This window comes from Pseudomonas sp. IAC-BECa141 (genome assembly GCF_020544405.1).
Lineage (GTDB): Bacteria > Pseudomonadota > Gammaproteobacteria > Pseudomonadales > Pseudomonadaceae > Aquipseudomonas.
The window spans coordinates 1,966,426-1,992,761 of the sequence record NZ_CP065410.1 but is presented as its reverse complement, the minus strand read 5'-3'; the positions used below and the strand labels follow the sequence as shown (position 1 = coordinate 1,992,761).

The 26,336-nt window shown below is 59.7% G+C and carries 26 protein-coding genes and 1 tRNA gene; 8 read left to right on the top strand and 19 right to left on the bottom strand.

The features are described from left to right. Nucleotides 1-164 precede the first annotated feature (164 nt). Together I5961_RS28795 and I5961_RS09180 are read left to right on the top strand one after the other, a co-directional pair. Nucleotides 165-4,868, top strand: a complete 4,704-nt coding sequence (locus tag I5961_RS28795) for an RHS repeat-associated core domain-containing protein (protein ID WP_227235007.1) — start codon at nt 165-167, stop codon at nt 4,866-4,868. 70 nt (nt 4,869-4,938) lie between these two features. Then, nucleotides 4,939-5,358: a DUF6896 domain-containing protein gene (locus I5961_RS09180; RefSeq protein WP_085701202.1), complete on the top strand. Its 420-nt coding sequence runs from the start codon at nt 4,939-4,941 to the stop codon at nt 5,356-5,358. A gap of 51 nt (nt 5,359-5,409) precedes the next feature. On the opposite strand, the gene I5961_RS09175 is transcribed toward I5961_RS09180, so the two are convergent. The 6 genes from I5961_RS09175 to I5961_RS09150 form a co-directional block, all read right to left on the bottom strand. Next, nucleotides 5,410-5,574: a hypothetical protein gene (locus I5961_RS09175; protein WP_170929804.1), complete on the bottom strand. Its 165-nt coding sequence runs from the start codon at nt 5,572-5,574 to the stop codon at nt 5,410-5,412. Nucleotides 5,575-5,698: 124 nt separating this feature from the next. Next, a complete protein-coding gene (locus I5961_RS09170) occupies nt 5,699-6,121 on the bottom strand; it encodes a glycine zipper domain-containing protein (protein WP_085701200.1) in 423 nt (140 codons plus the stop codon). Between the two features lie 137 nt (nt 6,122-6,258). Further along, nucleotides 6,259-6,627, bottom strand: coding sequence for a glycine zipper domain-containing protein (locus I5961_RS09165; protein WP_039769955.1), 369 nt, complete (start codon nt 6,625-6,627; stop codon nt 6,259-6,261). 314 nt (nt 6,628-6,941) lie between these two features. After that, entirely contained in the window at nt 6,942-7,130 is a 189-nt protein-coding gene (locus tag I5961_RS09160) for a hypothetical protein (protein WP_085701198.1), read from the bottom strand. Nucleotides 7,131-7,411: 281 nt separating this feature from the next. Further along, nucleotides 7,412-7,732, bottom strand: a complete 321-nt coding sequence (locus I5961_RS09155; RefSeq protein ID WP_007959944.1) for a YbjQ family protein — start codon at nt 7,730-7,732, stop codon at nt 7,412-7,414. Nucleotides 7,733-7,885: 153 nt separating this feature from the next. Further along, a tRNA-Ser gene (locus I5961_RS09150) sits at nt 7,886-7,975 on the bottom strand. A gap of 296 nt (nt 7,976-8,271) precedes the next feature. On the opposite strand from I5961_RS09150, the gene I5961_RS09145 reads away from it, so the two are divergent. The 3 genes from I5961_RS09145 (at nt 8,272) to I5961_RS09135 (ending at nt 11,007) form a co-directional block, all read left to right on the top strand. After that, a complete protein-coding gene (locus tag I5961_RS09145; RefSeq protein WP_227235005.1) occupies nt 8,272-8,961 on the top strand; it encodes a crotonase/enoyl-CoA hydratase family protein in 690 nt (229 codons plus the stop codon). A 216-nt stretch (nt 8,962-9,177) separates the two neighbouring features. After that, nucleotides 9,178-9,900 carry a 1-acylglycerol-3-phosphate O-acyltransferase gene (locus I5961_RS09140; RefSeq protein WP_085705347.1) on the top strand — a complete coding sequence of 241 codons (723 nt, stop codon included), beginning with the start codon at nt 9,178-9,180 and terminating at the stop codon, nt 9,898-9,900. Nucleotides 9,901-10,035: 135 nt separating this feature from the next. Continuing rightward, on the top strand, nt 10,036-11,007 hold the full coding sequence (locus tag I5961_RS09135; RefSeq protein WP_011333223.1) for a magnesium and cobalt transport protein CorA: 972 nt from the start codon (nt 10,036-10,038) through the stop codon (nt 11,005-11,007). Between the two features lie 40 nt (nt 11,008-11,047). On the opposite strand, the gene I5961_RS09130 is transcribed toward I5961_RS09135, so the two are convergent. From I5961_RS09130 to I5961_RS09120, 3 genes are all read right to left on the bottom strand, one after another. After that, a complete protein-coding gene (locus I5961_RS09130; protein ID WP_085701195.1) occupies nt 11,048-11,770 on the bottom strand; it encodes an amidotransferase in 723 nt (240 codons plus the stop codon). Between the two features lie 95 nt (nt 11,771-11,865). Next, nucleotides 11,866-14,010 (bottom strand): 3-hydroxyacyl-CoA dehydrogenase NAD-binding domain-containing protein, encoded by a 2,145-nt coding sequence (locus I5961_RS09125; protein WP_227235003.1) that lies wholly within the window; start codon nt 14,008-14,010, stop codon nt 11,866-11,868. Between the two features lie 17 nt (nt 14,011-14,027). Further along, nucleotides 14,028-15,233, bottom strand: a complete 1,206-nt coding sequence (locus tag I5961_RS09120) for an acetyl-CoA C-acetyltransferase (protein WP_085701193.1) — start codon at nt 15,231-15,233, stop codon at nt 14,028-14,030. A gap of 274 nt (nt 15,234-15,507) precedes the next feature. Here I5961_RS09120 and I5961_RS09115 point away from each other — a divergent pair, with 274 nt between their 5' ends. Together I5961_RS09115 and I5961_RS09110 are read left to right on the top strand one after the other, a co-directional pair. Beyond that, entirely contained in the window at nt 15,508-15,720 is a 213-nt protein-coding gene (locus tag I5961_RS09115) for a hypothetical protein (protein WP_170929801.1), read from the top strand. A 94-nt stretch (nt 15,721-15,814) separates the two neighbouring features. Then, the gene (locus I5961_RS09110) at nt 15,815-16,642 is read left to right on the top strand and encodes a c-type cytochrome (protein ID WP_227235572.1); all 828 of its coding nucleotides are present in this window, start codon (nt 15,815-15,817) and stop codon (nt 16,640-16,642) included. Between the two features lie 14 nt (nt 16,643-16,656). Here the strand turns inward: I5961_RS09110 and I5961_RS09105 are convergent, their stop codons facing one another. The 10 genes from I5961_RS09105 to I5961_RS09060 all read right to left on the bottom strand — a co-directional run bounded on the left by I5961_RS09105 (nt 16,657) and on the right by I5961_RS09060 (nt 25,609). Continuing rightward, complete coding sequence (locus tag I5961_RS09105) at nt 16,657-17,466, bottom strand: transglutaminase family protein (protein ID WP_085701191.1); 810 nt, start codon at nt 17,464-17,466, stop codon at nt 16,657-16,659. After that, a complete protein-coding gene (locus I5961_RS09100) occupies nt 17,463-18,413 on the bottom strand; it encodes an alpha-E domain-containing protein (protein ID WP_007959974.1) in 951 nt (316 codons plus the stop codon). The genes I5961_RS09105 and I5961_RS09100 overlap by 4 nt, the downstream gene beginning before the upstream one ends. A 12-nt stretch (nt 18,414-18,425) precedes the next feature. Further along, entirely contained in the window at nt 18,426-19,835 is a 1,410-nt protein-coding gene (locus tag I5961_RS09095; protein ID WP_039769936.1) for a circularly permuted type 2 ATP-grasp protein, read from the bottom strand. 477 nt (nt 19,836-20,312) lie between these two features. Further along, complete coding sequence (locus I5961_RS09090; RefSeq protein ID WP_085701190.1) at nt 20,313-20,660, bottom strand: ribonuclease E inhibitor RraB; 348 nt, start codon at nt 20,658-20,660, stop codon at nt 20,313-20,315. 209 nt (nt 20,661-20,869) lie between these two features. Continuing rightward, the gene (locus tag I5961_RS09085) at nt 20,870-21,103 is read right to left on the bottom strand and encodes a hypothetical protein (protein ID WP_085690506.1); all 234 of its coding nucleotides are present in this window, start codon (nt 21,101-21,103) and stop codon (nt 20,870-20,872) included. Nucleotides 21,104-21,260: 157 nt separating this feature from the next. Continuing rightward, complete coding sequence (gene speE / locus I5961_RS09080) at nt 21,261-22,136, bottom strand: polyamine aminopropyltransferase (RefSeq protein WP_227235001.1); 876 nt, start codon at nt 22,134-22,136, stop codon at nt 21,261-21,263. A gap of 134 nt (nt 22,137-22,270) precedes the next feature. Next, complete coding sequence (locus I5961_RS09075) at nt 22,271-22,462, bottom strand: PLDc N-terminal domain-containing protein (RefSeq protein ID WP_007959984.1); 192 nt, start codon at nt 22,460-22,462, stop codon at nt 22,271-22,273. A 71-nt stretch (nt 22,463-22,533) separates the two neighbouring features. Continuing rightward, nucleotides 22,534-23,064 carry a hypothetical protein gene (locus tag I5961_RS09070; RefSeq protein WP_085701188.1) on the bottom strand — a complete coding sequence of 177 codons (531 nt, stop codon included), beginning with the start codon at nt 23,062-23,064 and terminating at the stop codon, nt 22,534-22,536. A gap of 90 nt (nt 23,065-23,154) precedes the next feature. Next, nucleotides 23,155-23,673, bottom strand: a complete 519-nt coding sequence (locus I5961_RS09065) for an ankyrin repeat domain-containing protein (RefSeq protein WP_085705301.1) — start codon at nt 23,671-23,673, stop codon at nt 23,155-23,157. Between the two features lie 97 nt (nt 23,674-23,770). After that, nucleotides 23,771-25,609: a long-chain-acyl-CoA synthetase gene (locus tag I5961_RS09060; RefSeq protein WP_227234999.1), complete on the bottom strand. Its 1,839-nt coding sequence runs from the start codon at nt 25,607-25,609 to the stop codon at nt 23,771-23,773. 387 nt (nt 25,610-25,996) lie between these two features. Here I5961_RS09060 and I5961_RS09055 point away from each other — a divergent pair, with 387 nt between their 5' ends. Further along, nucleotides 25,997-26,275: a DUF3509 domain-containing protein gene (locus I5961_RS09055; RefSeq protein WP_085701185.1), complete on the top strand. Its 279-nt coding sequence runs from the start codon at nt 25,997-25,999 to the stop codon at nt 26,273-26,275. Nucleotides 26,276-26,336 lie beyond the last annotated feature (61 nt).

Below are 26,336 nucleotides of genomic sequence, written 5' to 3'. Positions count from 1 at the left end.
GAGCGTGGCCGAGGTTGAGCAACGGGCAATGTCGGTTGTCCGCCGAACGCCCTCCCGCACATTTACAGAATTGCCCTACAGACATCGCCTACTCGGCTGACTTCTTTCCTGTTTGATCCCCCGCAAAGTTTCGCGCCATTCCCCTGATGCGCGCGAGTGACTGCATGCTTCCATCTGACCAGCTCCTGAAACTGAACAACAGCATTGGTTTGCTGGTGGTCGCTGCGCTGAACCCTGACAAGCCTGACGTCGAAAAGCTGGTTCGTGAGTTTCGCCTTTGTCTCAACAACTATGACGCCTGGGCCGAGCAGTTCTGGACGGTAACCGCGCTGGGTGTCGAGCAAGTGTTCCAGGTCGGCAACGACGTCCGACTCGGCGCACCGGTTACCAGCCGCAAACCCATCAGTTCCTCCGTGGCCATGTGCTCCGCCACCGGCTCCCTGACGCTGGTGCACATGTTCGAAGCCGCGCGGTTTGTGCCGATCGGCGATACGCCCGTGATCCTTGAACCGGTCATTTCCGACGTCGACGGTGTTCCGGGTTTTGGCGAACCGCGGCGTTACACCATCGGCCCCGGCGGCATTCTCAAGGTCGACGACTGCGACCGGGGCCAGCGTTATCGCATCACCTTCTTTCCCGATGTTTCCGCGGCGCATATCCAGACGTTGTACGCCTCGTATCAGGGCCTTCTTGATGGTCTGGAAGGCTGGTTGCGTGAGGAATGGAAAGGGTTTCAACCGCAGTGGACGGAGTTTTCCAGCGCCGGTTTAAGCGAGCGTTACGGGCAGTTGCAACAGGCTGACTGGCACGGTTTCGAATCCGCGCTGAACGGTGTCTGGGATGACGTGAAACAGCTGTTTGCCTTGCTCGCCGACTTGCAGGCCAACAGTGAAAAACTTCTGCAATACCTGTCCAGCGTTGAACTGGATGCCTTGCTCGAGGCGTCCACCGAGGCCATCGCCAACGGCCTGCTGATGCTCAGCGACGAGCCGTTGCTGTTCATTTACCTGGCGGCCTTTACCAGTTGGCTGAAGATGTTGCCGCCGCAATTTCTGGCCGAGGTGGTGGCTGAGGTACGCGCTGAACTTCTGGTCAGTTTTCTGCTGATGTGCGTGTCAGGTGGCATGGGTGTGCCGCTTCGGTTGAGCACCAAAGTACTGGGCAAGATCAAATCGCCGCGTGCCCGGGAATGGCTGGCGGCTTCGGCGTTGCGACTGGCGCAGATGACCTCGGCGCCCGATCTGACCCGACATGCGGGTGCGTTGAAGCCGTTGATGGTTAATGCGCGGCAGGCGCCGTTGCGACCAACACCCGCTGTCCCGCTGGAGATTCGCACGGCGGATGCACAGATGCTGACGGTTGCGAATCCGGCCGCCATTGTCCGTGACAAGTCCCACGGCATGACGCGAATGGAACGGCATGAGCCTCGCGATGATGCTTCGGATCAGGCGAAAAATCCCAACGGTGACAGCGCCGATTGTGCGCCGCTGACCTGCACCAACGGCTGTCCGGTGTCGATGGTCACCGGGGAAGAACTGCTGACGTTGACTGACGGTGTACTCGATGGGCTGTTGCCGTTCGAGTTCAGCCGCTTGTATCGCAGCAGTGCGGCCGAGATCGATGCTGGATTGGGGTTTGGCTGGAGCCATTCGCTGGCGCATCGATTGGAGGTTGATGGTGCGGCGGTGGTCTGGGTCGACCATGAGAACCGGCGCACGCGGTTTCCGTTGCCGAGCGTTGAGCGGCCGGCGATTCACAACAGTCTGTCGCGGGCGGCGATCTTTCTCGGGGATGAACCGGAAGAGTTGATCGTTGCGCTGGCGGGTGAGGCCGCGCGGTTTTATCACTTTCGGGTTGGGCGTCTGATCGCCATCAGCGATGCGTACGGCAATCGTCTGACGGTGCATCGGGATCTTTCCGACCGGATTCAGCGCCTGGATAACGGGGCCGGTCGTTCGTTGTTGCTGCGCTATGAGCGGGCGCATCTGGTCGCGGTCGATTATCAGGTCTGGCGCGAGGCGGCCTGGCGTACCGAGCAGACGCTGGCCAGTTACCGCTTTGATGCCCGCCATCGATTGATCGAGGCGACCAACGCCGTCGGCGAAAGCGAGCGTTACGACTACGACGACCGGCACGTCATCCTGCAACGGCAACTGGCTGGCGGTGCGAGCTTCTTCTGGGCATGGGAGCGGTCCGGCAAGGCGGCGCGTTGCGTGCGGCACTGGGCGTCGTTTTCGCAGATGGACACGCGTTACGTCTGGGATGACGCCGGCAGCGTCACCGTGCATTACGTCGACGGGACTGAAGAAACTTACGTCCACGACGACACGGCGCGGCTGGTGCGTCAGGTGTCGGCGGACGGGGGCGAGCAGCTCAAGGCCTACGATTCGGCGGGCCGGCTGGTTGCCGAGCAGGATGCGCTGGGCGCGGTCACCGAGTACCGCTACGACGATGCCGGACGGCTGATCGCGCTGATTCCGCCGGACGATGCACCGACGTCCTACGAGTACCGTAACGGTTTCCTGCACAGCCGTTCACGCGGCGATGCCGTTTGGACGTACCGGCGCAATGCCCAGGGTGACGTCACCGAGGCGGTCGATCCCGACGGTCATGTCACCCATTACCACTTTGACGCGCAGGGGCGGTTGCGGTCGATCCGTTATCCGGACAGTGGTCGCCATGTGTTCGTCTGGAACGACCTGGGTCAACTGGTCGAGGAAAGTCTGCCGGACGGCGGGGTTCGGAAGTTTTCCTACGACGCCTTGGGGCGGCGGACGACGGTTCAGGACGAGCATGGTGCGGTCACCCGCCACGCCTGGGACGCCGTTGGCCGGCTGATCCAGACGACGCTGCCTACCGGAGCCACCCGCGCCTGGTCCTACAGCGCCTATGGCCAGATCACCGCCGAACGCGATGAACAGGGGCGGATCACCCGTTACGAGTATGACGACGACCTGCACCTGGTCAGCCGGCGGATCAACCCGGACGGTACACGAGTGCAGTACCGCTACGACCATGCGCAGCTGCTGCTCACGGAAATCGAGAACGAGTCCGGCGAAAAGTACCGGCTGGACTACACGCCGACCGGACTGATCCGACAGGAAACCTGCTTCGATGGCCGGCGCACCGCGTACGTCTACGACCGCAACGGCCATCTGCTGGAAAAGACCGAGTTCGGCGACGACGGCTCGACGCTGGTCACCGCTTACCAACGCGACAGCGCCGGACGTCTGCTGCTCAAGACCCTGCCGGACGGGGTCGAGGTCAGCTATCGCTATGACCGCTTAGGCCGTCTGGTCGGGGTGGACGACGGCCAGGATCACCCGCTGGCCTTCGAATACGACCTGCAGGACCGACTGGTGCGCGAGCATCAGGGCTGGGGCACCCTGCGTTACACCTATGACGCCTGCGGCCAACTGACCCGCCTGCGCCTGCCGGACAACAGCAAGCTCGATTACCACTACGCCAAGGGCGGTGCGCTGACCGCGATCGACCTCAACGGCGCCTTGCTGACCCGCCACGTCAACCAGAACGGCCGCGAACAGCAGCGCCAGCAAGGCCTGCTGCTCAGCGAATATGCCTACGACGAACAGGGCCGCTTGCAGTCCCACGCCGTAGGCCATCAACGCAGCGCGCTGTACCGCCGCGACTTTGCCTACAGCGCCAACGGCAACCTCGAACACATTGCCGACACCCGCCACGGCCAGCGCAGCTACACCTATGACGCCCTCGACCGGCTGATTCGCGTGCGCCACACCCGCGACGATGTGCCGGAAAACTTCGCCCACGACCCGGCCGGCAACCTGCTGATGCAGGACCGCCCCGGCCCGACCCAGATCAAGGGCAACCGCCTGTTGATGCAGGGCGACCGCCATTACGACTACGACGCCTTCGGCAACCTGATCCGCGAACGCCGCGGCCGCGCGCAAACACTCGTCACCGAATACCGCTACGACAGCCAGCACCGCCTGATCGGCCTCACCCGCCCCGACGGCACCAGCGCGACCTACCAATACGACGCCTTCGGCCGGCGCATCCGCAAGACCGTCGACGGCCAGACCACCGAGTTCTTCTGGCAAGGCGACCACCTGATCGCCGAAAGCAGCAAACAACAACACCGCAGCTTCATCTACGAACCGGGGACCTTCCGCCCGCTGGCGATGCTCGACGGCAAAGGCCCGAAACGCGCCTGCCCGTTCTACTACCAGCTCGACCACCTCGGCACGCCGCAGGAGTTGACCGATTACAGCGGCGAGATCGTCTGGTCAGCCAAATACAGCGCCTACGGCAAGGTCACCTCGCTGGAACTGGCGACCGAGGACTACCTGAACCAGCCGCTGCGCTTTCAGGGGCAGTACTTCGATGACGAAAGCGGACTGCATTACAACCGGCATCGGTATTACGACCCGGAGGTGGGCCGGTACCTGACGCCGGATCCGGTGAAGCTGGCCGGGGGGCTGAACCAGTACCGGTACGTGCCGAATCCCACGGGGTGGGTGGATCCGTTGGGGTTGACGTCCAATTGTCCGCCGCCGAACGGGCCGGGATGTCCGGTGCCGGATGGGGTAGGTGGTTCAAAGGTAAATAAAGGTGAACCACAACCCCCTACCATTTTTTTCGAGGTAGACCCGAAAACCTTGATACGAACGCATGCAATAGTAGGAAAAGGTTCAACTAAACGAGTAGAAAAGTTAGGACAAAACATGCGAACTGCCGGGTATGACAATAAGTTCCCCATCGACGTGGCAGAACACAACGGCAACCTCTATATTTTAGATGGCCACCATCGTGCAGCGGCTGCGCGGCAAACCTCAACAGACGTAATAATAAAACTAGTAACTGATATAAAAAACATAAAGGAACTCTAAACACTATCGAAGAAGTCTTAGAATCAGCAGCGAACACTGGCCATGACAGATTGGAGCATCACAGAAGAAGATGACAGAACGAGACAGCACCCTTGAAGATCTAATAACTGACTTTTTATACAAAGTAGATATCGGCACGAAATTGCTGGAGGAAAATTTTGGCACTCGAAATATTCTGAGGTTGTGGCGCTCCAATCAGATAAAACGATGCGGAAAAATAACAGATACAGTGGAATACGAACTGCACGGTGTCGGATGCGCTATCCACTTCCCTACAGAGTCTGTGGACTTCGACTACGGATCAAACAATAGAATCGACGGCTTTGATATTTGGCGCCTCTACATTTACGCCAGTGACAGACCTTTGAAATACAAAAAATACTGCGACAAAAACGAACTAGAAAAAGAATTCAACGAGTATTTGGCGTTACATAAAATAGAAAAAATGTCTGCTTCGGATAACCTGTACATCCTCAAAAAACCAGAATGATTAGGTCCAGGTGTGAATTGCCGATACTCACACCCCGGATCTGCCCAACAATTACTCATCATCATCAAAATCCTCATACTCAAGCTCGTCCTCACCCTCCATAAGCGGAACCGTCGCATCATCCATCAACGACCCCGGATCTTCATTCCCCGGATCATTGATAAACGGCAATCCGCTCGGGCCTTTTTCTTCCTTGCCTTCGGTTTCGGGAGTCATGGCGCACCTCGTCAATCGCATTCGTATACGACGTTCGAAAAGTATGGTCGCCATTCGTTCCTGCGCATGACGCGCAGGCGTAAAAAAACCCGGCATAAAACCGGGTTTCTGTAGAACCCATCACTCAACGATGACGGTTCTTGTGTTTGTACTTGTGCTTGTGGCCACCACCGGAATGCGACTTGCCGCCATCGTCACCCAGGTTGTTACCGACCGCACCACCCGCCGCGCCACCCAGCCCTGCGCCGATGGTCGAACCGGTCGAGCCACCGAGGCTGTTGCCGACCACTGAACCGCCTGCGGCGCCGAGGCCGCCGCCAATGGCGGCTTCCGTACGATTGCGTTTGTTCGCTCCAACGGCACTGCCGGCCGCACCGCCAACGCCTGCACCTACCGCCGCGCCGGTACTGCCACCGAGCTGGCCGCCGACCACATTGCCCAACGCGCCACCCAATCCGCCACCCACGGCGGCAGTGCCATCGCCGGCGGCCATGGCACCTTGGGCCACGAACAATCCCAAAACCAATGCGGATAATGTCAATCGCATACAGACCTCACAGGTCCCGAGTCGGGACGGTACGCCCGCGGAGGGGGCTATGTGGTATTGGAGGCGCATACGGCAAAAACGTTCAGCAACGAAAAGGCCCGGCATGAAGCCGGGCCTTTTCAGTCACGCGTTGGCAATCAGTGACGCTTATGGCCCTTGGACAGATTGCTGCCCACCGCGCCACCGGCTGCGCCGCCCAGGCCAGCACCGATGGTGGCGCCGGTCTTGCCGCCCAGGCTGTTACCGATCACCGAACCGCCTGCCGCACCGACACCGCCGCCAATGGCCGCTTTGGTACGAGCCCCTTTCTTGGCAGCCAATGCGCTGCCGGCCGCACCCGCCACACCAGCACCAATCGCTGCACCGGTGCTGCCGCCCATTTTCTGACCAACCACGTTACCCAGAGCGCCGCCCAGACCGCCACCCAATGCGGCGGTACCGTCGCCAGCCATCGCACCTTGAGCAACCAGAAGCCCCAGAACCAGAGCAGGCAGAGTTAAACGCATGACGAAAAACCTCAACAGAAGGAATAAAAAAGGTCGCAGATTGAATGCTCTTGCCGCGTCAATGTCCAGCGTCGCAACGCGCTTGGCGCCGATTGGACAGCGAATACAGAAAAGGTTTTATGACGAGCAAAAAAAAGCCCGCTGGGGAGACGGGCTGGAGACTTGCTTTCTAACGGATGGCTTCACCCTACTAACGCAGGTGTGAAAAGTTTGTGAAAAAAACCGGACAAAATCCTCAATCGATGTAAGACGCTTCCTGACCAAGGCAGAGCATAAAAAACCCCGTTCAATGACGAGGCTTTGCAGGATAAGGATCACTTTCTGGAGCGAGTGGTGACCTTCGGCAGGAACTTCGCCTTCGGCCCCTTGGGTGCCGTGGACTTGATCTTGCCGGTCTGCACCGGGTCCTCGCCAAACCCGGCCTGATACTCCGTCTGGCCGCAGCGCACGCAATTGTTGAATGGAAATTCAGCCCCGTCGTCTTCGATGTACGGATCAGTCATCTCATCACCCCTTTTCAAATGCGGGCCGACACCGGCAAACCCTTTTGCCTGAAAAAATATCGACCTCCAAGGCTTTTGAGACTAGCCGGTCATTCCTGGACTTGTGATTCAGATCATCTGGGGGCCGACGAATGGCCTACGGAAATTAAACACAATGACGAACCATTGGTCCCGCGCCGCTAAAAACGCTGCTGACCTACGACTTGAAAGGCACCGCGCTGCTCAAACCACAGGGCTGATTGTCAGTAAAGGGCCCATTCCATTGAATGGGCTCACATGCCTCAGCGCAACTTGACCGCCGTGCCGGTCGCAAACACCACTACCATGCCACCCTTCCCTGCCGGCATGCTGATCTCGAAATCCACCCCGACCACCGCATCCGCCTGCAAAGCCCGCGCGCGCTCCTTGATCTCGTCAGTCGCCTGAACACGCGCCTCCTTCAACGCCCGCTCCAGCGTCTGCGAACGCCCGCCGAAAAAGTCCCGCATCCCGGCAAACATATCGCGAATCACATTCACGCCCTGCACCGACTCGGCACTGACGATATCCAGATAAGCCGTAATTTGCCGGCCTTCGATGGAGTGGGTGGTAGAAATGATCATGGAGGTCGTCCTTTTACATGCAGGAAATAGCCGCGATTGTAATGCCCTGGCAAAAGGAAGCCGAATCCGTCTCTGTGACCAAAAAATACTGGCGCCAGAATGCACAAAACCCCTAGTTTCCATAGAAACTAGGGGTTTTGTTTACATCGAATTTGGCGGTGAAGGAGAGATTCGAACTCTCGATACAGTTTCCTGTATACACACTTTCCAGGCGTGCTCCTTAAGCCACTCGGACACTTCACCGTATCTCTTCAAACATGTTCTGTCTGTCGAGGCGCGCTAATGTAGTCGAAAGCTTTTCTGATGGCAAACTTTTTTCAGAATTTTCATGCGGTTAAGAGAAAAAGTCGTTACCCCCCTCAAGGAACGATGACGATCCGGCCAATCTCCGGTGAGCGCAGCCCTTCTATATGGGCGCGAATGCGTCAGCCACGCGTCGTGTCAGTCGGCAAACAGTGACTGGCGGGTCAGTCACAGTGCTTTACCTGACCGGCGACGGTGGGTAACGTCTGCCCATCTTTCTTATAAGGAATTGCGCCATGAGCGACCTGATTGCCTACCACCTCGAAGACGGTATCGCGACCCTGACCCTGAGCAACGGCAAGGTCAACGCCATTTCCCCGGACGTGATCGCAGCCTTCAACGCGGCGCTGGATCAGGCAGTGGTGGATCGTGCCGTCGTGATCATCACCGGTCAGCCGGGCATTCTCTCTGGCGGCTATGACCTGAAAGTGATGACTGCCGGCCCTAAGGAAGCGGTGTCGCTGGTGACCGCCGGTTCCACCCTGGCCCGCCGCCTGTTGTCGCACCCGTTCCCGGTGATCGTTGCGTGCCCGGGACATGCCGTGGCCAAAGGTGCGTTCATTCTGTTGTCCGCCGATTATCGGATCGGTGTCGACGGCCCGTTCAGCATTGGTCTGAATGAAGTGCAGATCGGCATGACCATGCACCACGCCGGCATCGAGCTGGCCCGTGATCGCCTGCGTCGCTCGGCTTTCCACCGTTCGGTGATCAACGGCGAGATGTTTGATCCGCAAAGTGCAGTGGATGCCGGTTTCCTCGACAAAGTAGTTTCTGCCGAGGAACTGCAAGGTGCCGCCCTCGCCGCCGCGCGTCAGCTGAAGAAGATCAATATGACTGCGCACAAGAACACCAAGTTGAAGGTGCGCAAGGCGCTGCTGGAAACTCTGGACAACGCGATCATCCAGGATCAGGAGCATCTGGGCTGATACCCGGCTCGCCCCGATTCAGAAAAGCCCGACCGTCGTGTCGGGCTTTTTCTTGCACGCTCTGTTGAAAACTCGGCAGCAGCTCTAGGACGCCTCTGACCAACAAGTCGGAAACATGCGCTTAAACATCGCCCATCTCCGGACTCTTTAGCGGCAATTGCCGAAAACAGTGCACATCCGTACACTGCGCCACCTTTTGTCCCGATGGGCCTGAAAATGCTGTTTGTGTTTCGTATGTTATTGATGAGCCTGCACTTTATTCTTGCGGGAATACTCGGAGTGATACTCGGGCTGTGCCGGCCATTCAATCCGGACAACAGTCGCCTGTGTGCCCGCCTCTATGCATTGCCGGCCATGTGCATTTTGCGTCTGCGGGTGAAGGCCGATGTGGGCCCATTGATGAACAAACCCGACAGCTGCGTGATCATTGCCAACCACCAGTCCAACTACGACCTGTTCGTGTTCGGTAACGTGGTGCCGCGTCGTACGGTGTGCATCGGCAAAAAAAGCCTGAAGTGGGTGCCGCTGTTCGGGCAGCTGTTCTGGCTGGCGGGCAATGTGTTGATCGATCGCGGGAACGCGCACAAGGCGCGCCGTTCGATGCTGACCACCACTGACACCTTGCAGCACAAGGACACCTCGATCTGGGTCTTCCCGGAAGGCACCCGCAACCTGGGTGAGGAAATGCTGCCGTTCAAAAAAGGCGCATTCCAGATGGCCATCGCCGCCGGAGTGCCGATCGTTCCGGTGTGTGTCAGCAGCTACATCAAGCACATGCGCCTGAACCGTTGGCACAGCGGGAAAATTCTCATACGCTCGCTGCCGGCCATTCCTACCGCCGGACTGACCATGGACGACATGCCCATGCTCATCAGCCAGTGCCGCGAGCAGATGCGCGAGTGCATCGATGCAATGGATCGGCAACTGCAAGCCGCATAAAAAAGAAGCCCGCCCAGTGCGGGTTTTCTTTTGCCCAGTGAACTGTGCAGATTTCACTGACTCTCAAGCAGCGACATGGCTAAGCTGAAGTCATGTTTCCCCCTGCCATCTGCCAAGAAGAAGTGAATCACCACCATGGGTCGAGTTGTTGCTGCTGCGGTTTACAGCGCCGGTAAGAAAGTCACCAATATTTCCCTCGACGAAGGCGCGGCCTGGGCCGCCAAGACCGGCCACTTCGTCTGGATCGGCCTCGAAGAGCCGAACGCTCAGGAACTGTCCAACCTGCAACGCCAGTTCAACCTGCACGAACTGGCCATTGAAGACGCCCTGGAAAAGCACAGCCGGCCGAAGCTGGAAACCTTTGGCGACGCGCTATTCATCGTCACCTACTCGCCGGTGCGCGAACACGGAATTCTGCAGTTCATCGAAACCCACATCTTCGCCGGCAAGGGCTACATCATCACCGCCCGCAACGGTCACTCGGCGTCCTACGCCCATGTCCGCCAACGCTGTGAGGCGCGGCCACTGTTGCTGGAACACGGGGAAGATTTCGTACTGTATGCGCTGCTGGATTTCGTCATCGAAAACTATCAGCCGGTGGGTGAAGCGATCCACGCCGAGATAGATGAACTGGAGCGCAACGTGTTGTGCAGCGCACTGAATGAGCACGACATCCAGAAGCTTCACGGCCTGCGTCGCGATGTCCTGCGTTTGCGTCGATACGCCGCGCCGATGGTGGAAATCGGCGAGGAACTGCAGAAGCTGAGCTTCCCCTTCATCGACAAGAACATGCGCCCGTACTTTCGCGACGTACAGATCCACGTGAACCGGCAGATGGAAGATCTGACCACCCTGGCCGACATCGCCAGCCAGACCATCGAAATCGGCGTGCTGCTGGAAGCCTCACGCCAGAGCGTCGTGCAGCGTAAATTCGCTGCGTGGGCGGCGATTCTGGCGTTCCCGACGGCGGTGGCCGGGATTTACGGGATGAACTTCCAGAACATGCCGGAGCTGAGCTGGCATTACGGCTATTTCGGCGTGCTGGGATTTATCACGGTCGGCTGCGTGAGCCTGTGGGCAAGCTTCAAGAAATCCGGCTGGCTATAAGAAAAAACGCCCCCGTTGCAAGGCACGAGGGCGTCAGGGCTCAAGCAGCGGTCGGTTTGTGCGCCACGAAGCGCATCATCCATTCCGCCACGGTGGTGCCGTGGTGCTGATGTTCCAGACTGGCCACGCCCTTACTGTAGACCTGCTCGCCCAGCGCTTCCTGACGCAGATCCAGCAGCGCTCGCGAATAGTCGTGAATGAATTCCGGATGTCCCTGGAAGCACAGCACCTGATCGTTGATGTGGTACGCCGCGTACGGGCAGAAATCGCTGGAAGCAATCACCGTTGCGTTCTCCGGCAGCGCCGTCACCTGATCCTGGTGGCTGATCAAAAGCGTCAGCTCTTCGCGCACCGGGCTCATCCACGGTGCCTTGGCCGCCAGTTTGTAATTGTGAATGCCGACGCCCCAACCTTGCGTAGCACGCTCGCTCTTGCCACCCAGCAGCAGTGCCAGCAACTGATGGCCGAAGCACACGCCCAGCAGTTTGTCGCCGCGCTCATAACGGGTCAGGAGGTATTGCTTGAGTGTCTGGATCCACGGATCGGTACCAAACGAGTCGGCCTTGCTGCCGGTCACCAGGTAAGCATCGAAGGTCAGGTCATCACTCGGATAATCGCCCTGCATCACGTTGTAGACCGTGAACTCGGCGGCGATCGGTTGCTGCGAGAACAGGCGCTGGAACATCTGCCCGTAACCCTGATATTGATCGACCAGTTCCGGACGCAGGATGTCGGTTTCCAGAATGCAGATGCGTAGCGACATAAAAAATACCTGACACGTGATGGGAATAATGCACACCCCAGAGCCTGCCTTGAAACCACCCGGCAAGGCAAGCCCCGAAATGCGTTCCCAGCCCGTTAGAACAACTCGCCTTTCGCAGCCTTCTCCAGCAGCAGCGCTGGCGGTGCGAAACGCTCACCGTACTGTTCCGCCAGGTACTGCGCCCGCGCGACAAAGTCCTTCACCCCATATTGGTTGATGAACTGCAGCGCACCGCCCGTCCATGCCGCGAAGCCGATACCGAAAATCGAGCCGACGTTCGCATCCGCCGTCGACGTCAGCACGCCCTCCTCCACGCAACGTACGGTTTCAATCGCCTGCACGAACAGCAGTCGATCACGCACGTCCTTCGGCGAAATCTGCCCGTCGGCTTTCTCGAAGCGGGTTTTCAGTTCGGGCCACAGATGCTTCTGCCCACCCAACGGGTACTCATAAAAACCGCCTCCCGCGGCCTTGCCCGGCCGCTTGTATTCGTTGAGCAGCAAGTCAATCACGGCAAACGCCGGGTGCTCAATCAGCGGTTTCCCTTCTGCTTGAAGGTCTTTGGCCGTTTGTTGACGGATATGGCTCATCAGGCTGAGGGAAACTTCGTCAGAGATCGCCAGCGGCCCGACAGGCATGCCGGCCTTGCGCGCTTCGGTCTCGATCATCGGCGCACTGACGCCCTCACCCAGCATCGCAATGCCTTCATTGATGAAGGTGCCGAATACTCGCGAAGTGAAGAAGCCGCGACTGTCGTTGACCACAATCGGGGTTTTCTTGATTTGCAGTACGAAATCGAACCCGCGTGCGAGGGTTTCGTCGCTGGTTTGCGCGCCTTTGATGATTTCCACCAACGGCATTTTTTCCACCGGGCTGAAGAAGTGCAGGCCGATGAACTTGCCTTGATCCGGTACTGCGGTCGCCAAACCAGTGATTGGCAAGGTAGAGGTGTTGGAAGCAATCACCGCGTCGGCGCCGACCACTTGCTGCGCCGCTGCCGAGACCTTGGCCTTGAGTTGACGATCCTCGAACACCGCCTCGATGATCAGATCGCAGCCTGCCAGATCGGTATCGCTTTCAGTGGTCTGGATACGCGCCAGAACAGCTTCACGTTGTTGCGCAGTCATCTGCCCGCGAGCAACTTTCTTGTCCAGCAACGCCGCCGAATGCGCCTTGCCCTTTTCCGCAGCCGCGAGGTTGACGTCCTTGAGCACGACGTCGATCCCGGCCGACGCGCTGACATAGGCGATTCCCGCGCCCATCATGCCCGCGCCGAGGACGCCCACACGCTTCGTCACATAAGGCGCAAAACCCTGCGGCCGAGAACCGCCGGCATTGATTTCATTGAGCTGGAACCAGAAGGTGCCGATCAGGTTTTTCGAGATCTGGCCAGTGGTCAGTTCAGTGAAATAACGAGTTTCGATCAGGTGCGCCGTGTCGAAATCCACCTGCGCGCCTTCCACCGCCGCGCACAGAATCTTCTCCGGCGCCGGCAACGTGCCCTGGGTTTTGGTGCGCAGGATCGACGGCGCAATCGCCAGCATCTGCGCGACTTTCGGGTTCGACGGCGTACCGCCGGGGATCTGATAGCCCTTCACATCCCAACGCTGTACGGCCGCAGGATTGGCCAGAATCCAGGCCCGGGCCTTGGCCAGCAATTCATCGCGATCCGCCGCCAGCTCATCGATCAAACCTGCCTGCAATGCCTGTTGCGGACGAACCTTCTTGCCTTCGAGCAGATATGGCAGAGCCTTTTCAATACCGAGCATGCGCACCATGCGCACCACGCCACCGCCGCCCGGCAACAGCCCGAGGGTCACTTCCGGCAAACCGAGCTGTACCGACGCATCGTCCAGGGCCACGCGGTGGTGGCAGGCCAGGCAGATTTCCCAGCCGCCGCCGAGCGCCGCGCCGTTGATCGCCGCGACCACCGGTTTGCCGAGGGTTTCCAGGGTGCGCAACTGACCCTTGAGGGTCAGCACCATGTCGTAGAAAGCCTTGGCTTCGGGCTTGCCAACCTTGATCAGTTCATTCAGGTCGCCACCGGCGAAGAAGGTTTTCTTGGCCGACGTGATGATCACCCCGGCGATGTCATCTTTTTCCGCCTGCAATCGGGCGACGCTTTCGGCCATGGCCTCGCGGTACACCGCGTTCATGGTGTTGGCGCTCTGGCCCGGCATGTCGATGGTCAGGAGGACGATGCCGTCCTGGCCTTTTTCGTAACGAATGGCTTGGGTCATGACAGGATTCCTTGGGGTCAGAGGCGTTCGATGATGGTCGCGATACCCATGCCGCCGCCGACGCACAGCGTCGCGAGGCCGTAGCGCAGGCGTCGGGCTTCCAGTTCATCGAGCAAGGTGCCGAGGATCGCGCAACCGGTGGCCCCCAACGGGTGGCCCATGGCGATCGAGCCGCCATTGACGTTGACCTTGTCCGGGTCGACAGCCATGTCCTTGATGAATTTCAGCACCACCGAGGCAAACGCCTCGTTGACCTCGAACAGGTCGATGTCTTCCACCCGCAGCCCGGCCTTGGCCAGCGCCTTGCGAGTGGCCGGCGCCGGGCCGGTGAGCATGATGGTCGGGTCAGTGCTGGTGACCGCCGTGGCGACGATCCGCGCCCGGGGTTGCAGGCCCAGCGCCCGCCCCTTGGCCTCGGAGCCGATCAACATCAGTGCCGCGCCGTCGACGATCCCCGAACTGTTGCCCGGCGTGTGCACATGGTTGATGCGCTCGACATGGCTGTAGACCCGCAATGCCGTGGCGTCGAACCCCATCTGGCCGATCATCTCGAAGCTCGGCTTGAGCTTGCCCAGACCTTCAAGGGTCGACTCGGCGCGAATGAACTCATCGTGATCGAGCAGGATGATGCCGTTCTGGTCCTGCACCGGCACCAATGACTTGTTGAACGAACCGTCGGCCCGGGCGCGAGCGGCTTTGTGCTGCGAGTGCAGCGCGTAGGCATCGACGTCCTGACGGCTGAAACCTTCAAGCGTGGCGATCAGATCCGCGCCGACGCCTTGCGGTGTGAAATGGCTGTGCAAATTGGTTTGCGGATCCAGCGCCCAAGCGCCGCCGTCGCTACCCATCGGCACGCGGGACATGGATTCCACACCGCCGACCACCACCAGGTCTTCGAACCCGGAGCGCACTTTCATCGCCCCCAGGTTTACCGCCTCCAGCCCTGACGCGCAGAAGCGGTTGATCTGCACGCCCGCGACGCTGACGTCCCAATCGGCCACCTGCACGGCAGTCTTGGCGATGTCCGAGCCCTGATCGCCAATCGGCGTGACACAACCGAGCACGACGTCATCGACCTGGCTGGTGTCCAGTTCGGTACGAACCTGCAAAGCGCTCAAGAGCCCGGCCACCAGGTTCACCGGTTTGACGCTGTGCAGCGAACCGTCGGCCTTGCCCTTGCCACGGGGCGTACGTAACGCGTCGAAAATCAAAGCTTGGGTCATGACGTCCTCGAACCTGTGCGGTGAGTGAAATTCGTGCTGTCACTGTTGTCTTCGCAGGTCATGGATTCAATGACCACAGCGCTCAATGACGTTGACGCGCACGCTCAGACGGACGGTCATCCGTGCCTTGGTTAACCGGTTCAGGTGCGCGAGCTGTCTAGCAAAAGGGCGACAAAGAAGCTGGCAATGGGCCTCATGCCTTTTTAATCGCGATCAGTATGAAATACATACGAAATGGATCTAAGCGAAGCGTGACGCGGGCCCTAAGGTGAAGATGTACGTCATTGTCGTCGGGTTTTGCCGAGACAGGCGTTCGCTACAGGAAGTGCAGCGCTTGCCGTCATGGATATGCAGGCAAGCATCAGGAAATAACAAAAAAGGCGGTCAAGCCATGTTCAAACAACCGAAAGTTCGTCAAGCAGGGCTCATTCTTTTCGCCACGACGCTGTTGTTGATTCTGCCGAACCTGACCAAGGTCATCGGCTGATTCAAGCGGCAGGTATTGTTCATCGCCACTGAAAATGTGCCTGGCCCGCTACCCGGGCCAGCGTGGCTGTGCCAACCTTGCGCATTTCCACGACATGGATGGCGATCACTTGAAAAAGCTCATTATGTTTGGGGCCATGCTGCTGAGCATGCCCCTGTGTGCCGCGCAGCTGAACCTGGAGCTGGGCGCGAACAGCCGCACTTGGCAGACAGAGGAATTACTCAAGCATCCTCAGGTGCAAACCCTCACGATCAAGAATGATGTGTCTTACAAAAAGGACATGACTTATCGCGCCGTGCCGGTTGCCGCGCTGCTGACCGGCATCAAACCCGAGGATCACCTGCAAGCCGTGGCGCTGGACGGTTTTGCCGCAGAGCTGTCTGCCGCGCCGCTCCTGAACAACAAGGGTTCACGCGCATGGCTGGCCATCGAGGATCCGGCGCAGCCCTGGCCGCCGCTGTCGGAAGGCAAGCACAGCGCCGGGCCGTTCTATCTGGTGTGGACCGATCCGCAGGCCGGCAATATCAGCCCGGAACAATGGCCGTTTGAAGTGGCGAGCATCAAGCGCATCGCCCCAGTGGCCGAACGCTTCCCTGCCCTGCTGCCGGACCCTGCCTTGAAGGCCGTTGACCCGGTGAATCAGGGTTTTGCGCTGTTCCAGAAGAATTGTCTGGCCTGCCATCGCCTGAATGGCGCGGGGGATGCGCAATTCGGGCCGGACCTGAATATTCCGTACAACCCGACCGAGTACTTCGGCGCGGATTTCCTCAAGCGCTATATCCGCGATCCACAGAGTCTGCGTCAGTGGCCGCAAGCGAAGATGCCGGGATTTTCCGCCGAGGTGTTGCCGGATGCGGATCTGCAGAAACTGATCGGGTATTTGCAGCACATGGCCGGGCGCAAGATTGCGCCCGCCAAGTAAACCGACCACATCGTTTACTGCTGCTGCACCGAGATGATTGGCGCTGGTGTCGGCGACACCAGCACTTTCGCGTGCATCTGCTCAGACCCGCCGCCCCGGCGCATGCCGCGCACCGGGCAGGCGTCGAGGTAATCCAGCCCTACTGCCAGTTTCAGATGCCGCTCCGGCCGCGCCAGTTCATTGGTCACATCAAAGCTGTACCAGGCGTCATCGATCCAGGCCTCGGCCCAGGCATGGCTGGCCAGATGCTCGCAATCCTCGCTGTACAGATAACCCGACACATAACGTGACGGCACCCCGAGGCTGCGTGCGCAGGCCAGAAACGCGTGAGCATGATCCTGGCAAACACCCGCGCGGCCGGCAAACGCCTGCGCGGCGCTGGTGTCGACTTCGGTGGCGCCCGGCTTGTAGGTCATGTGCTGGTTAAGCCCGTGCATCAGGTCGATCAGAGCGTTGCGGTCACGCCGTTGTTTGCAGGATTTCTCGGCAAACGCCCGCAATGCCTCGTCAGCTTCGGTGAGCCGGGTGAAACGCAGGAACGGCAGCGCCGACTGGCTCTCGTGCTCCGCCTCGCGCAACTCGTCGATATCGACCTGCCCCCGGGCGCCGATGATGATCGCCTCGTGGGGCTCGTCCATGGTCAACACATGCAGGATGTTGCCGAACGGATCGAGCTGGGCGCGCACCGGGCGCGGCAGGTCGAGCTGCCAGCTCAGCACATGCTGACGCTCGCTGTCGTGGGGCGTCAGGCGCAGATACTGGATGCTCGCGCGCACCTGATCTTCGTAGTGATAGGTGGTCTCGTGGCTGATGGAAAGTCTCATGCGGCCTCCAGGTAAGAACTGTGAATGGCGTTGCCCAGCTGGCGCACCAGCGGGATGAATTCGGTGAGCCAGGCGTGCAGCCCTTCCTCGAGAATTTCCTGAATGCCGGTGTAGCGCAGACGCGCGTCCATTTCCGCCGCCAGCCGTTGCGCGGGACGACCGTTGGCCCCCGGCAACTGCGCCAGGATCTGGTCGATTTCTTCAGTGCAGGCCCGCAAGGAACGCGGCACATCGGCACGCAACAGCAGCAACTCGGCCACATGCCGGGCGCCCGGCGCATCGCGATAGATCTCGGTGTAGGCCTCGAACGATGACAGCGCTCGCAACAGCGCACTCCACTGGTAATAGGCGTGAGCGGTGCCATCGCTGACCGCTTCGGCTTGATCACCCGCCATTTCATAGCGAGCATCGAGTAGTCGCAGCGTGTTGTCCGCGCGCTCGATGAACGTGCCCAGGCGAATGAAACGAAACGCATCGTTACGCATGATGGTGCCGTAGGACGCGCCCCGGAACAGATGCGAACGTTCTTTGATCCACTCGCAGAAGCGGCTCATGCCATAGCGGCTGAGGCCCTGATTGGCGATCCCGCGGATCTCCAGCCAGGTGGCGTTGATGTTTTCCCACATGTCGGCAGTGATTCGCCCGCGCACCGCGTGGGCGCTGGCTCGCGCCGCACCGAGACAGCTGTAGATGCTCGCGGGGTTGGCCGCATCGAGGGCGAAAAAGTGCAGCAATCGTTCGGCATGCAACTCGCCGTGGCGTTCCAGATAATCGTCCAGCGTGCCGGTGATCAGCAGCGGCATCGCCAGTTCGTGCAGACCGTCGCCACGGCCGTCCTGCGGCATCAGCGACAGCGAATAGCTGACATCGAGCATCCGTGCGAGGTTTTCCGCCCGCTCCAGGTAACGCGACATCCAGTATAGATCCGAGGCAGTTCTACTTAACATGGCAGGCTTCCTTCAATCCTCGACCACCCAGGTGTCCTTGGTCCCGCCGCCCTGGGATGAATTCACCACCAGGGAGCCTTCACGCAGGGCGACACGGGTCAAACCGCCGGGCACGACCCGGGTTTCGCGGCCGGACAATACGAACGGGCGCAGGTCGATATGGCGCGGCGCAATGCCGTTTTCGACAAAGGTCGGACAGGTTGACAGCGACAGCGTCGGTTGCGCGATGTAGGCGTGAGGCTTGGCCTTGATCCGCTCGCGGAATGCATCGATTTCCGCTGTCGTCGCTGCGGGCCCCACGAGCATGCCGTAACCGCCGGAGCCCTGAGTCTCCTTGACCACCAGATCGGGAAGATTGGCCAGCACGTGGGAAAGCTCGGACGGATTACGGCATTGCCAGGTCGGCACGTTCTTCAGGATCGGTTCTTCGTCGAGGTAGAAACGGATCATCTCGGTGACAAACGGATACACCGATTTGTCGTCCGCCACGCCGGTGCCGATCGCGTTGGCCAGCACCACATTGCCCGAGCGATAGGACGACAGCAGCCCCGGCACGCCGAGCATCGAATCCGGGCGGAAGGCCAGCGGATCCAGAAACGCGTCGTCGAGCCGGCGGTAGATCACGTCCACCGCTTTCGGGCCGTCGGTGGTGCGCATGAAAACCTTGTCGTCGCGCACGAACAGGTCCGCGCCCTCCACCAGTTCCACGCCCATTTCCCGAGCGAGGAACGCGTGCTCGAAAAACGCGCTGTTGAAACGACCTGGTGTCAGCACCACGACGCTCGGGTCGTCGATCGGGCTTGAACTTTTCAGGGTGTCGAGCAACAGGTTCGGATAATGGTCGATCGGGGCGATGCGCTGGGCGGCGAACAGTTCGGGGAACAGGCGCATCATCATCTTGCGGTCTTCGAGCATGTAGCTCACGCCGCTCGGCGTGCGCAGGTTGTCCTCGAGCACGTAATACGTGCCGTCGCCGTCGCGCACCAGATCGACGCCGGAAATGTGCGAATAGATATCGCGGTGCAGATCCAGCCCCTGCATCGCCAACTGGTATTGCTCGTTGGCCAGCACCTGCTCGGCGGGAATGATCCCGGCCTTGATGATGCGCTGCTCGTGGTAAAGGTCGGCGAGGAACATGTTCAGCGCCTTGACCCGCTGGATGCAGCCGCGCTCGACAATCCGCCACTCGCTGGCGGGGATGCTGCGCGGAATGGTGTCGAAGGGAATCAGGCGTTCTGTCCCTTGCTCGTCCCCGTAGAGCGTGAACGTGATCCCGGCACGATGGAACAGCAGATCGGCCTCGCGTCGCCGCTGGGCCAGCAATTCGTCAGGCGTCTCGGCCAGCCAGCGGGCAAACTCCCGGTAATGCGGGCGGATCTGGCCGCCGGCATCGTACATTTCATCAAAATAGGTGCGGATCATGCCGTACTCCTTGTCACTCCGGACATACAGGCCATCGCAAGGCCCGTGCCATCGGCATAAACGCTTTGATATCAATCGGTTGGATATTCACGTCGCACGCACCGCACCATTCCTGTGCGGCAAATGCCCCAACCTGATCGCCCCCGCTTCATTGCGACGCAGTCCCGTCGCCTATCACCAGCATAGTCAGAGTTGATTTCACTGCCCGCCGGCGGCTGAGGATAATCCGCGCATCCGCTGCAAAAACGTCCCTGACGAAGCCCGCAGCCCCACTGATCCGGCTTGCCTCGGCAGCCCTCCCGGCCGTAACCCTGACCGGTTTCCTCTCCTTCCGGTCTTCCCTTTCAGCCACCTCTTCAGGTGGCTTTTTTTTGCGCCGGTTTCTTGTTTCAGGGTTTTGCCGTGCAATGTTCAAGGTGCAGAAACGACAACGGCCGACCCGAAGGTCAGCCGTAGCTCGACGTGTTGCGAGAGTAATCAGTTCAAACGGTGCCGGCTGCGGATCTCCTGTTTCACGCCCCAGCCTTCGATGATGCCGCCCAAAGGCTCGACCACCGCCGAAAAGCCCTGCTCGAAATCGCCAATATCGTCGTAGGTTGCGTACATCACCTTGCTCAATTCCAGCGACCAGGCGCCGTCGTCGCGCGCACTGACCTGGGCATTGATGGATTCACCGCGAAACTTGCCTGCCGCCCTGCGCGCCCGCTCCTCGTCCGGGAAAATGGCGTAGAACTCGATGGGATGGAATCGGGAAAAATCGAAACCGCCTTCTTTCATGCGGCGCAGCACGCTGCTGCTGATGTCTTCTTGATAGGCTGTGCTCATGAAACGTCCCCCTCGCATAGATGGATAGACTTTCCGTATTCCCTGCACCTGGCCGAACAGCCCAGGCATTACGGCAACCGCGTTGCCGCCGGGAAACAAGCATGTAGCTGACAAGACCAGACCTTAGCGATCCGTTCGCTGATCTCGCTTGCAGAGTAGCCCCAAGAGAGAGCCGCTGCCAAGGCCTGGCAAGTAATGTAAAAGAAGATTCAGATTGGGGTGATGCTGCGGATTTCGATGCTGTGCTGGGTTTTCAGGCTTTTTACGCCGGCATCGGCGGTGCGCCCTTCCAGGTCGTTCAGGTCAAGCTCGGCGGCGACCGGCAGCAATCGTTCCTTGATGAGGCGGGCTGCCCGTTCATGGCTGGGGCATTCCTCGCACTCGAAGACTTCGTCGATCGTTTCACCATGATCGTCCACGAAAGTGACTTTCCACTTTGACATCGGAGCCTCCTCGATCAAACCCGCAAGTGGGCTTACATCTATCTCGACTTTTGTCAGGATTGATCGTTCCCGGGGATTGCAGCCTTGAACATTAAAAAAAAGCCGAGGCCGGTGTGTTTTCGCACACCGGCCTCGGCTTTTTCTTACCCGCGAAGGATCAGTCGTTGCTTGGCTTGTTCACCGCTTGCAGCACGTATTGCGGCAAGGCGAAGGCGCCGATGTGAATTTCCGGGTTGTAGTAGCGGGTGACGATGCCGCTGCCGATGAAGCGCTGTTGCAGGATTTCGCGGCTCAGCTTGCGGTAGGCCGGGTTGGTCGAACCCCAGGCGAACGTCATCGAACCGCCGATGTAGGTCGGCACGGCCGCCTGATAGAAGTGCCAGTCCGGGAACAGGCTGCGCAGGCGGCCGGCGGTGGTTTTCACTTCTTCGATCTGCATGAACGGCGTGCCGTTCTGGGTCACGAGGATGCCGCCCTCGTTCAGGCAGCGGTGGCAGGCCTGGTAGAAGTTTTCCGAGAACAGCACTTCGCCCGGGCCGATCGGGTCGGTCGAGTCGGAAATGATCACGTCGAATTTTTCGGTGGTGGTGGCGACGAAGCGCATGCCGTCGTCGATCACCAGATTCAGGCGCGGATCGTCGTAGGCGCCCTTGGAGTGGTTCGGCAGGAACTCCTTGCACATGTCGACCACGGTGCCGTCGATCTCGACCATGGTGATGTGCTCGACGCTCGCGTGTTTGGTCACTTCGCGCAGCATTCCGCCGTCGCCGCCGCCGATGATCAGCACGCGTTTGGCGGTGCCGTGAGCAAGGATCGGCACGTGGGTGAGCATTTCGTGATAGATGAATTCATCGGCTTCGGTGGTCTGGATCACGCCGTCCAGCGCCATCACCCGGCCCATGCGCGGGTTCTGGAAGATCACCAGGTGCTGATGTTCGGTGCGCACTTCGTGCAGCAGTTTTTCCATGCGAAAACGCTGGCCGTAGCCTTCGTACAGGGTTTCCAGGTATTCGCTGGTCTTGGTGACGGTCATGGTGAAGTGCTCCGATGAATGCGCGGGCGCCAATCGTCAGGTTCGATTGCCCGGGAAAGGCGCGCATTCTACGTTGCCGAAGATGACAGGTCGAACCTCAGTTCATCGGTCCGACCCAATCAGGGTGCGAACGGTCAGATCCGCACGTTGCCTCGCGGCCCGGCAATCGCCCAGATGATCAGGCCCAAAACCGGCAAGAGGATGATAAGCAGCACCCAAAGGATTTTCATCCCGGTCTCGGCGCCGCTTTTCAGCACATTGATGATCGCCCAGATGTCGAGCGCAAGAATGATCAGGCCGACCAGGCCGTTGAACGTGGAACCCATAGTGTCGCTCCAGAATAGTGGCATGCACTTTTAGGATAGACGGCCGCGCACAGGGTTCCCTTTTATTGCGTTCAGACGTGAACGGCGACCTTCAGGGCCTCCAGCGACGGCGCGGCAGCAATGCCGACTTCGGCGCACAGTTCCATTACCCGTGGCACGTCGTTGCCGTAGACCAGCACCACTTGCAGCTCGTCGTCGAGCAACTGGCTGAAGTTCATCAGCGTGTAACCGCCGTTTTCCTTGTTCAGGCTGCTCATCTGCACCTGGATGCGGTTGAGCGCGGTCAGCGCTTCGGTCTTGGCCAGTTGCTTGGGCTTGAGGTTGAACTCGACGCCTGGCCCGAACGAGGCAATGATCTGCGCGAACAGGTCAACGTAGGTGTCGGCCTGGAACAGCACGGTCTCCGGCAGACTGCCGACCACGACCCACTCGCCCAGCGGAATCGGGAAAGTGTCGTCGTAGTTGATGTCCGGGTTGGCGGTCAGAAAGGCGTCGGCATCGGCGTAGGCCTGTGCCGCTTCGTCAGCGACCTTCAGGATCTCGTCTTCGCCCATGCAGCCGGAGCTGATTTTGCTGATGAGTTCGGCGAGTGCGGCTTTCATGGGGGCGGATCCTGTGGCGAAGGGAATTTTGAGGGCGCGAAGGATAGCGCATTCTCGCCTTCGCCACAGAGCGGGTTCCGGCCAGCGACTTCAGCCCAGCAGTTTTTCCAGCTGCGCGGTGGTGTCCACAGCGCCCATGGTGCGGGCAGCGTCCAGCGCGGTGATGCCGTTGGCATCCTTGGCTTTCGGGTCCGCGCCCTGGTCGATCAAGTAGTCGACGATTTCAACCCGGTTGAACATCGCCGCCATCATCAGCGCCGTGCGTCCGTCAAAGGAAGCGCCTTCGATCTGCGCCCCACCGGCGACCAATGCCTTGACCACCGCCAGATCACCCTTGAACGCCGCGCCGGCAATCGGGCTCTGGCCGTTGCCGTTGCGTTGTTCCGGGTCGGCCTTGTGCTTGAGCAGCACTTGCACCGCGTCCACGTGACCGTAGTAACTGGCGAGCATCAGCAGGGTGTCGCCCTTGCTGTTGGTCAGGTTCACCGGTAGGCCCGCAGTGATCAGGCGATCCAGCATCACCGCATCGCCCTCGCGCGCCTTATTGAATACCTGTTCGGTGAATTCGGCAGCTTCTTCGGGGGTCATCTGGCGGCTTTGGTCGGACATTGGGCAACTCCACTTTCGGTCAATCGGAAAGCCGATAGTTTCCCGAGCGCGGCGATAGCTGTCATCCCCTTTTTTCCAAGACCTCCGATAGCCAATATCAATAGCGGTACTTGCCTGCCCGGATATCCGCGAGAATTTCATCCGTCAACTGCACGTAGGTTTCGGTCCCCGGCAACCAGGCATAGATCGGGTCATCCCCCGTCAGGCCAGGATCGAAGCCTTCGTTTTTCAAGCGCGTCTTCTGGTATTTGAAGGTGCCGGTGGTTTCCATTTTCACCTTGACCCGCAAGAACAGCGGCACCGCGTAGGCCGGCATCCGTTGGCGGGCGAAGGCCAGCAATTCGGCGAAATCCAGGGTTGCCAGCGACTCGGCCGGGGTGATAGCCGCCATCCCGGCGCGGCCATTGGTGTTGGGGATTTCCACGCCATAGGCCACGGCTTCGGAAATGTGCGGGTGCTGGAGCAGCAGATTTTCAACCTCGGTGGTCGAGACGTTCTCGCCCTTCCAGCGGTAGGTGTCGCCGAGGCGGTCGACAAACTGCGCATGACCGAAACCGATGTTGCGCAGCAGATCGCCAGTGTTAAAAAAGCGATCGCCCTTGGTGAATACGTCCTGCAGCACGACCTTGGCGGTTTTCTGCGGATCGGTGTAACCGTCCAGCGGCGCCTTGTCGTCGATTCGCGCCAGCAGCAGGCCCCGCTCGCCCCGGTCGACCTTGCACATGAACCCGTCAGCGCCACGAATCGGCTCGCCGCTGTCCTGATCGTAGGCGACCAGCTCCCAGGCCATCAGCGAGAAACCGATGGTGTTGTCGAAGTTGAGGATGTTGGTGAAGCCGATATTGCCGTCGCTGGCGGCGTAAAGCTCGCAAATGTGTTGCACCCCGAAACGGGTCTTGAACTCGGCCCACGCGCCGGGCCGCAGACCATTGCCAATCATCTTGCGCACGTCGTGACGGCTGTCGTCGGCGCTGAGCGGCTGATCCACCAGATACCGGCACAACTCGCCGACGTAACCGATGGTGGTGGCGCGGTAGCGGCGCACATCGCTCCAGAATTGCCGGGCGCTGAACTTGCGGCGAATGGCGAAGCCGGACGCGCCGTTGACCGCCGAGCCCCAGCACACGCAAAGCCCGGTGGCGTGGTACAGCGGCAGGGTGCAGTAGACGATGTCGTCCGGGCGCATGTCGAGGGCGATCATGCCGAAGCTCGCCGAACTGCGCATCCAGCGCCCGTGCTTGAACACGCCGGCTTTCGGCAAACCGGTGGTGCCGGAGGTGTAGATATAGAAACAGGGGTCGTCGAAAAAAATCTGCCGGCTGCTGGCCGGGTTGTCGCCCGAGGCGTCGGCACTGGCGCTGATCAGGTTGATATAGCCCTCGGGCGCGATGCCCGGATGGCTGAAGGTATCCTGATCGGCGACGAACCAGATGCGCATTGCAGGGATCGACACTTGCTCGCGTACCGCCGCAAATGCCGGCAGCAGTTCCTCGCCGACGACGATCGCCGCCGGCGTCACCAGATTGATGCTGTGAATCAGCGTATCGCGGGTCTGCGAGGTATTGAGCAGCGCGCTGACGGCGCCGACCTTGGCCAGCGCCAGAATCGTCACCAGCAGTTCCGGGCGGTTCTCGATGAACACCGCCACCACATCGCCCTTGCCTATGCCCTGCCCGATCAGATAGTGGGCGATGCGGTTGGCCCACTGGTTGACCTGTGAATAACTCAGCACCACCTCGCCCGAGAGCAGCGCAGGGCCATCGGGGTTACGCAGGGTCGCTTGCTCGAATGTCCAGCCCAGGCCACAGGTTTGGGTCGGATCCTTGACGTTGGCCACCTTCATGCCTTTCACCACCCGCGGGATGGCTCTGGCAATCGTCGGCAGTTTGCGGAGCATCATGCCCCAGGTAATCGTGTCGCTCGGCGCGTGGCGCATGGCAGCTCCCGTTCGACCTTGACGTGCAGGCCGGATTTTTATTGTCGGGCAATCGGGTGAGGCAACCGGCGCTTCTCGAGCGAGGGTCGAGGCCGAAAATACGTCAGGGATTCGCGGGCTGTACACGCGGTTTTTGCAATGTTTTGTATCCGCCAGCGCTACAAGACGAAGCGCGATTGCGGCAGTCCGGAATGGTTCCATCAGATCGACAACGATCCCGCAAAATGCAGGATGCACGATGGCCATTCATGCAGATTGCACGACAGGAGAAATCAATGAATTTTATATCTTGTTGATTTATAAGGATTTTTAAAAACGAAAATACTGGCACAATCGCTGCAACTCCCTACGCATGCTTGCCATTCAAGTGCATACGGAGCGAAAGACATGAACCTGATCCAAGAAAAATTTACTTCCCTGTTCTCCAACTTCGCCGTCACCACTGCGCCACGTCCTGATGGCGGGATTTTGCTGACCCTGAAGAGTGCCGACGGCAAAGTGTTCAAACGCGTGCTCTCCTATCAGCAATTGCACGCCGCCGACCAATTATCGTGGGCGATCAGCGCGATCCGCCGTGATCTCGCGGAACAAGCCAGCGAGCTGCCGCAAATCGGCATGCTGCAAAGTCAGCAGCGTTTTGCCCTGCCGACCTATCACTCGATGTAATTCGAACACCGTAAAAAAACAGGCCGTGAAGCTTTCGCTTCAAGGCCTGTTTTTTTTACGC

What these genes read in the sequence shown, in the direction of transcription:
- I5961_RS28795 (WP_227235007.1), top strand. Translation starts at nt 165, where the DNA reads ATGCTTCCATCTGACCAGCTCCTGAAACTGAACAACAGCATTGGTTTG.
- I5961_RS09180 (WP_085701202.1), top strand. Translation starts at nt 4,939, where the DNA reads ATGACAGAACGAGACAGCACCCTTGAAGATCTAATAACTGACTTTTTA.
- I5961_RS09175 (WP_170929804.1), bottom strand. Translation starts at nt 5,574, where the DNA reads ATGACTCCCGAAACCGAAGGCAAGGAAGAAAAAGGCCCGAGCGGATTG.
- I5961_RS09170 (WP_085701200.1), bottom strand. Translation starts at nt 6,121, where the DNA reads ATGCGATTGACATTATCCGCATTGGTTTTGGGATTGTTCGTGGCCCAA.
- I5961_RS09165 (WP_039769955.1), bottom strand. Translation starts at nt 6,627, where the DNA reads ATGCGTTTAACTCTGCCTGCTCTGGTTCTGGGGCTTCTGGTTGCTCAA.
- I5961_RS09160 (WP_085701198.1), bottom strand. Translation starts at nt 7,130, where the DNA reads ATGACTGATCCGTACATCGAAGACGACGGGGCTGAATTTCCATTCAAC.
- I5961_RS09155 (WP_007959944.1), bottom strand. Translation starts at nt 7,732, where the DNA reads ATGATCATTTCTACCACCCACTCCATCGAAGGCCGGCAAATTACGGCT.
- I5961_RS09145 (WP_227235005.1), top strand. Translation starts at nt 8,272, where the DNA reads ATGAGCGACCTGATTGCCTACCACCTCGAAGACGGTATCGCGACCCTG.
- I5961_RS09140 (WP_085705347.1), top strand. Translation starts at nt 9,178, where the DNA reads ATGCTGTTTGTGTTTCGTATGTTATTGATGAGCCTGCACTTTATTCTT.
- I5961_RS09135 (WP_011333223.1), top strand. Translation starts at nt 10,036, where the DNA reads ATGGGTCGAGTTGTTGCTGCTGCGGTTTACAGCGCCGGTAAGAAAGTC.
- I5961_RS09130 (WP_085701195.1), bottom strand. Translation starts at nt 11,770, where the DNA reads ATGTCGCTACGCATCTGCATTCTGGAAACCGACATCCTGCGTCCGGAA.
- I5961_RS09125 (WP_227235003.1), bottom strand. Translation starts at nt 14,010, where the DNA reads ATGACCCAAGCCATTCGTTACGAAAAAGGCCAGGACGGCATCGTCCTC.
- I5961_RS09120 (WP_085701193.1), bottom strand. Translation starts at nt 15,233, where the DNA reads ATGACCCAAGCTTTGATTTTCGACGCGTTACGTACGCCCCGTGGCAAG.
- I5961_RS09115 (WP_170929801.1), top strand. Translation starts at nt 15,508, where the DNA reads ATGTACGTCATTGTCGTCGGGTTTTGCCGAGACAGGCGTTCGCTACAG.
- I5961_RS09110 (WP_227235572.1), top strand. Translation starts at nt 15,815, where the DNA reads ATGGATGGCGATCACTTGAAAAAGCTCATTATGTTTGGGGCCATGCTG.
- I5961_RS09105 (WP_085701191.1), bottom strand. Translation starts at nt 17,466, where the DNA reads ATGAGACTTTCCATCAGCCACGAGACCACCTATCACTACGAAGATCAG.
- I5961_RS09100 (WP_007959974.1), bottom strand. Translation starts at nt 18,413, where the DNA reads ATGTTAAGTAGAACTGCCTCGGATCTATACTGGATGTCGCGTTACCTG.
- I5961_RS09095 (WP_039769936.1), bottom strand. Translation starts at nt 19,835, where the DNA reads ATGATCCGCACCTATTTTGATGAAATGTACGATGCCGGCGGCCAGATC.
- I5961_RS09090 (WP_085701190.1), bottom strand. Translation starts at nt 20,660, where the DNA reads ATGAGCACAGCCTATCAAGAAGACATCAGCAGCAGCGTGCTGCGCCGC.
- I5961_RS09085 (WP_085690506.1), bottom strand. Translation starts at nt 21,103, where the DNA reads ATGTCAAAGTGGAAAGTCACTTTCGTGGACGATCATGGTGAAACGATC.
- speE (WP_227235001.1), bottom strand. Translation starts at nt 22,136, where the DNA reads ATGACCGTCACCAAGACCAGCGAATACCTGGAAACCCTGTACGAAGGC.
- I5961_RS09075 (WP_007959984.1), bottom strand. Translation starts at nt 22,462, where the DNA reads ATGGGTTCCACGTTCAACGGCCTGGTCGGCCTGATCATTCTTGCGCTC.
- I5961_RS09070 (WP_085701188.1), bottom strand. Translation starts at nt 23,064, where the DNA reads ATGAAAGCCGCACTCGCCGAACTCATCAGCAAAATCAGCTCCGGCTGC.
- I5961_RS09065 (WP_085705301.1), bottom strand. Translation starts at nt 23,673, where the DNA reads ATGTCCGACCAAAGCCGCCAGATGACCCCCGAAGAAGCTGCCGAATTC.
- I5961_RS09060 (WP_227234999.1), bottom strand. Translation starts at nt 25,609, where the DNA reads ATGCGCCACGCGCCGAGCGACACGATTACCTGGGGCATGATGCTCCGC.
- I5961_RS09055 (WP_085701185.1), top strand. Translation starts at nt 25,997, where the DNA reads ATGAACCTGATCCAAGAAAAATTTACTTCCCTGTTCTCCAACTTCGCC.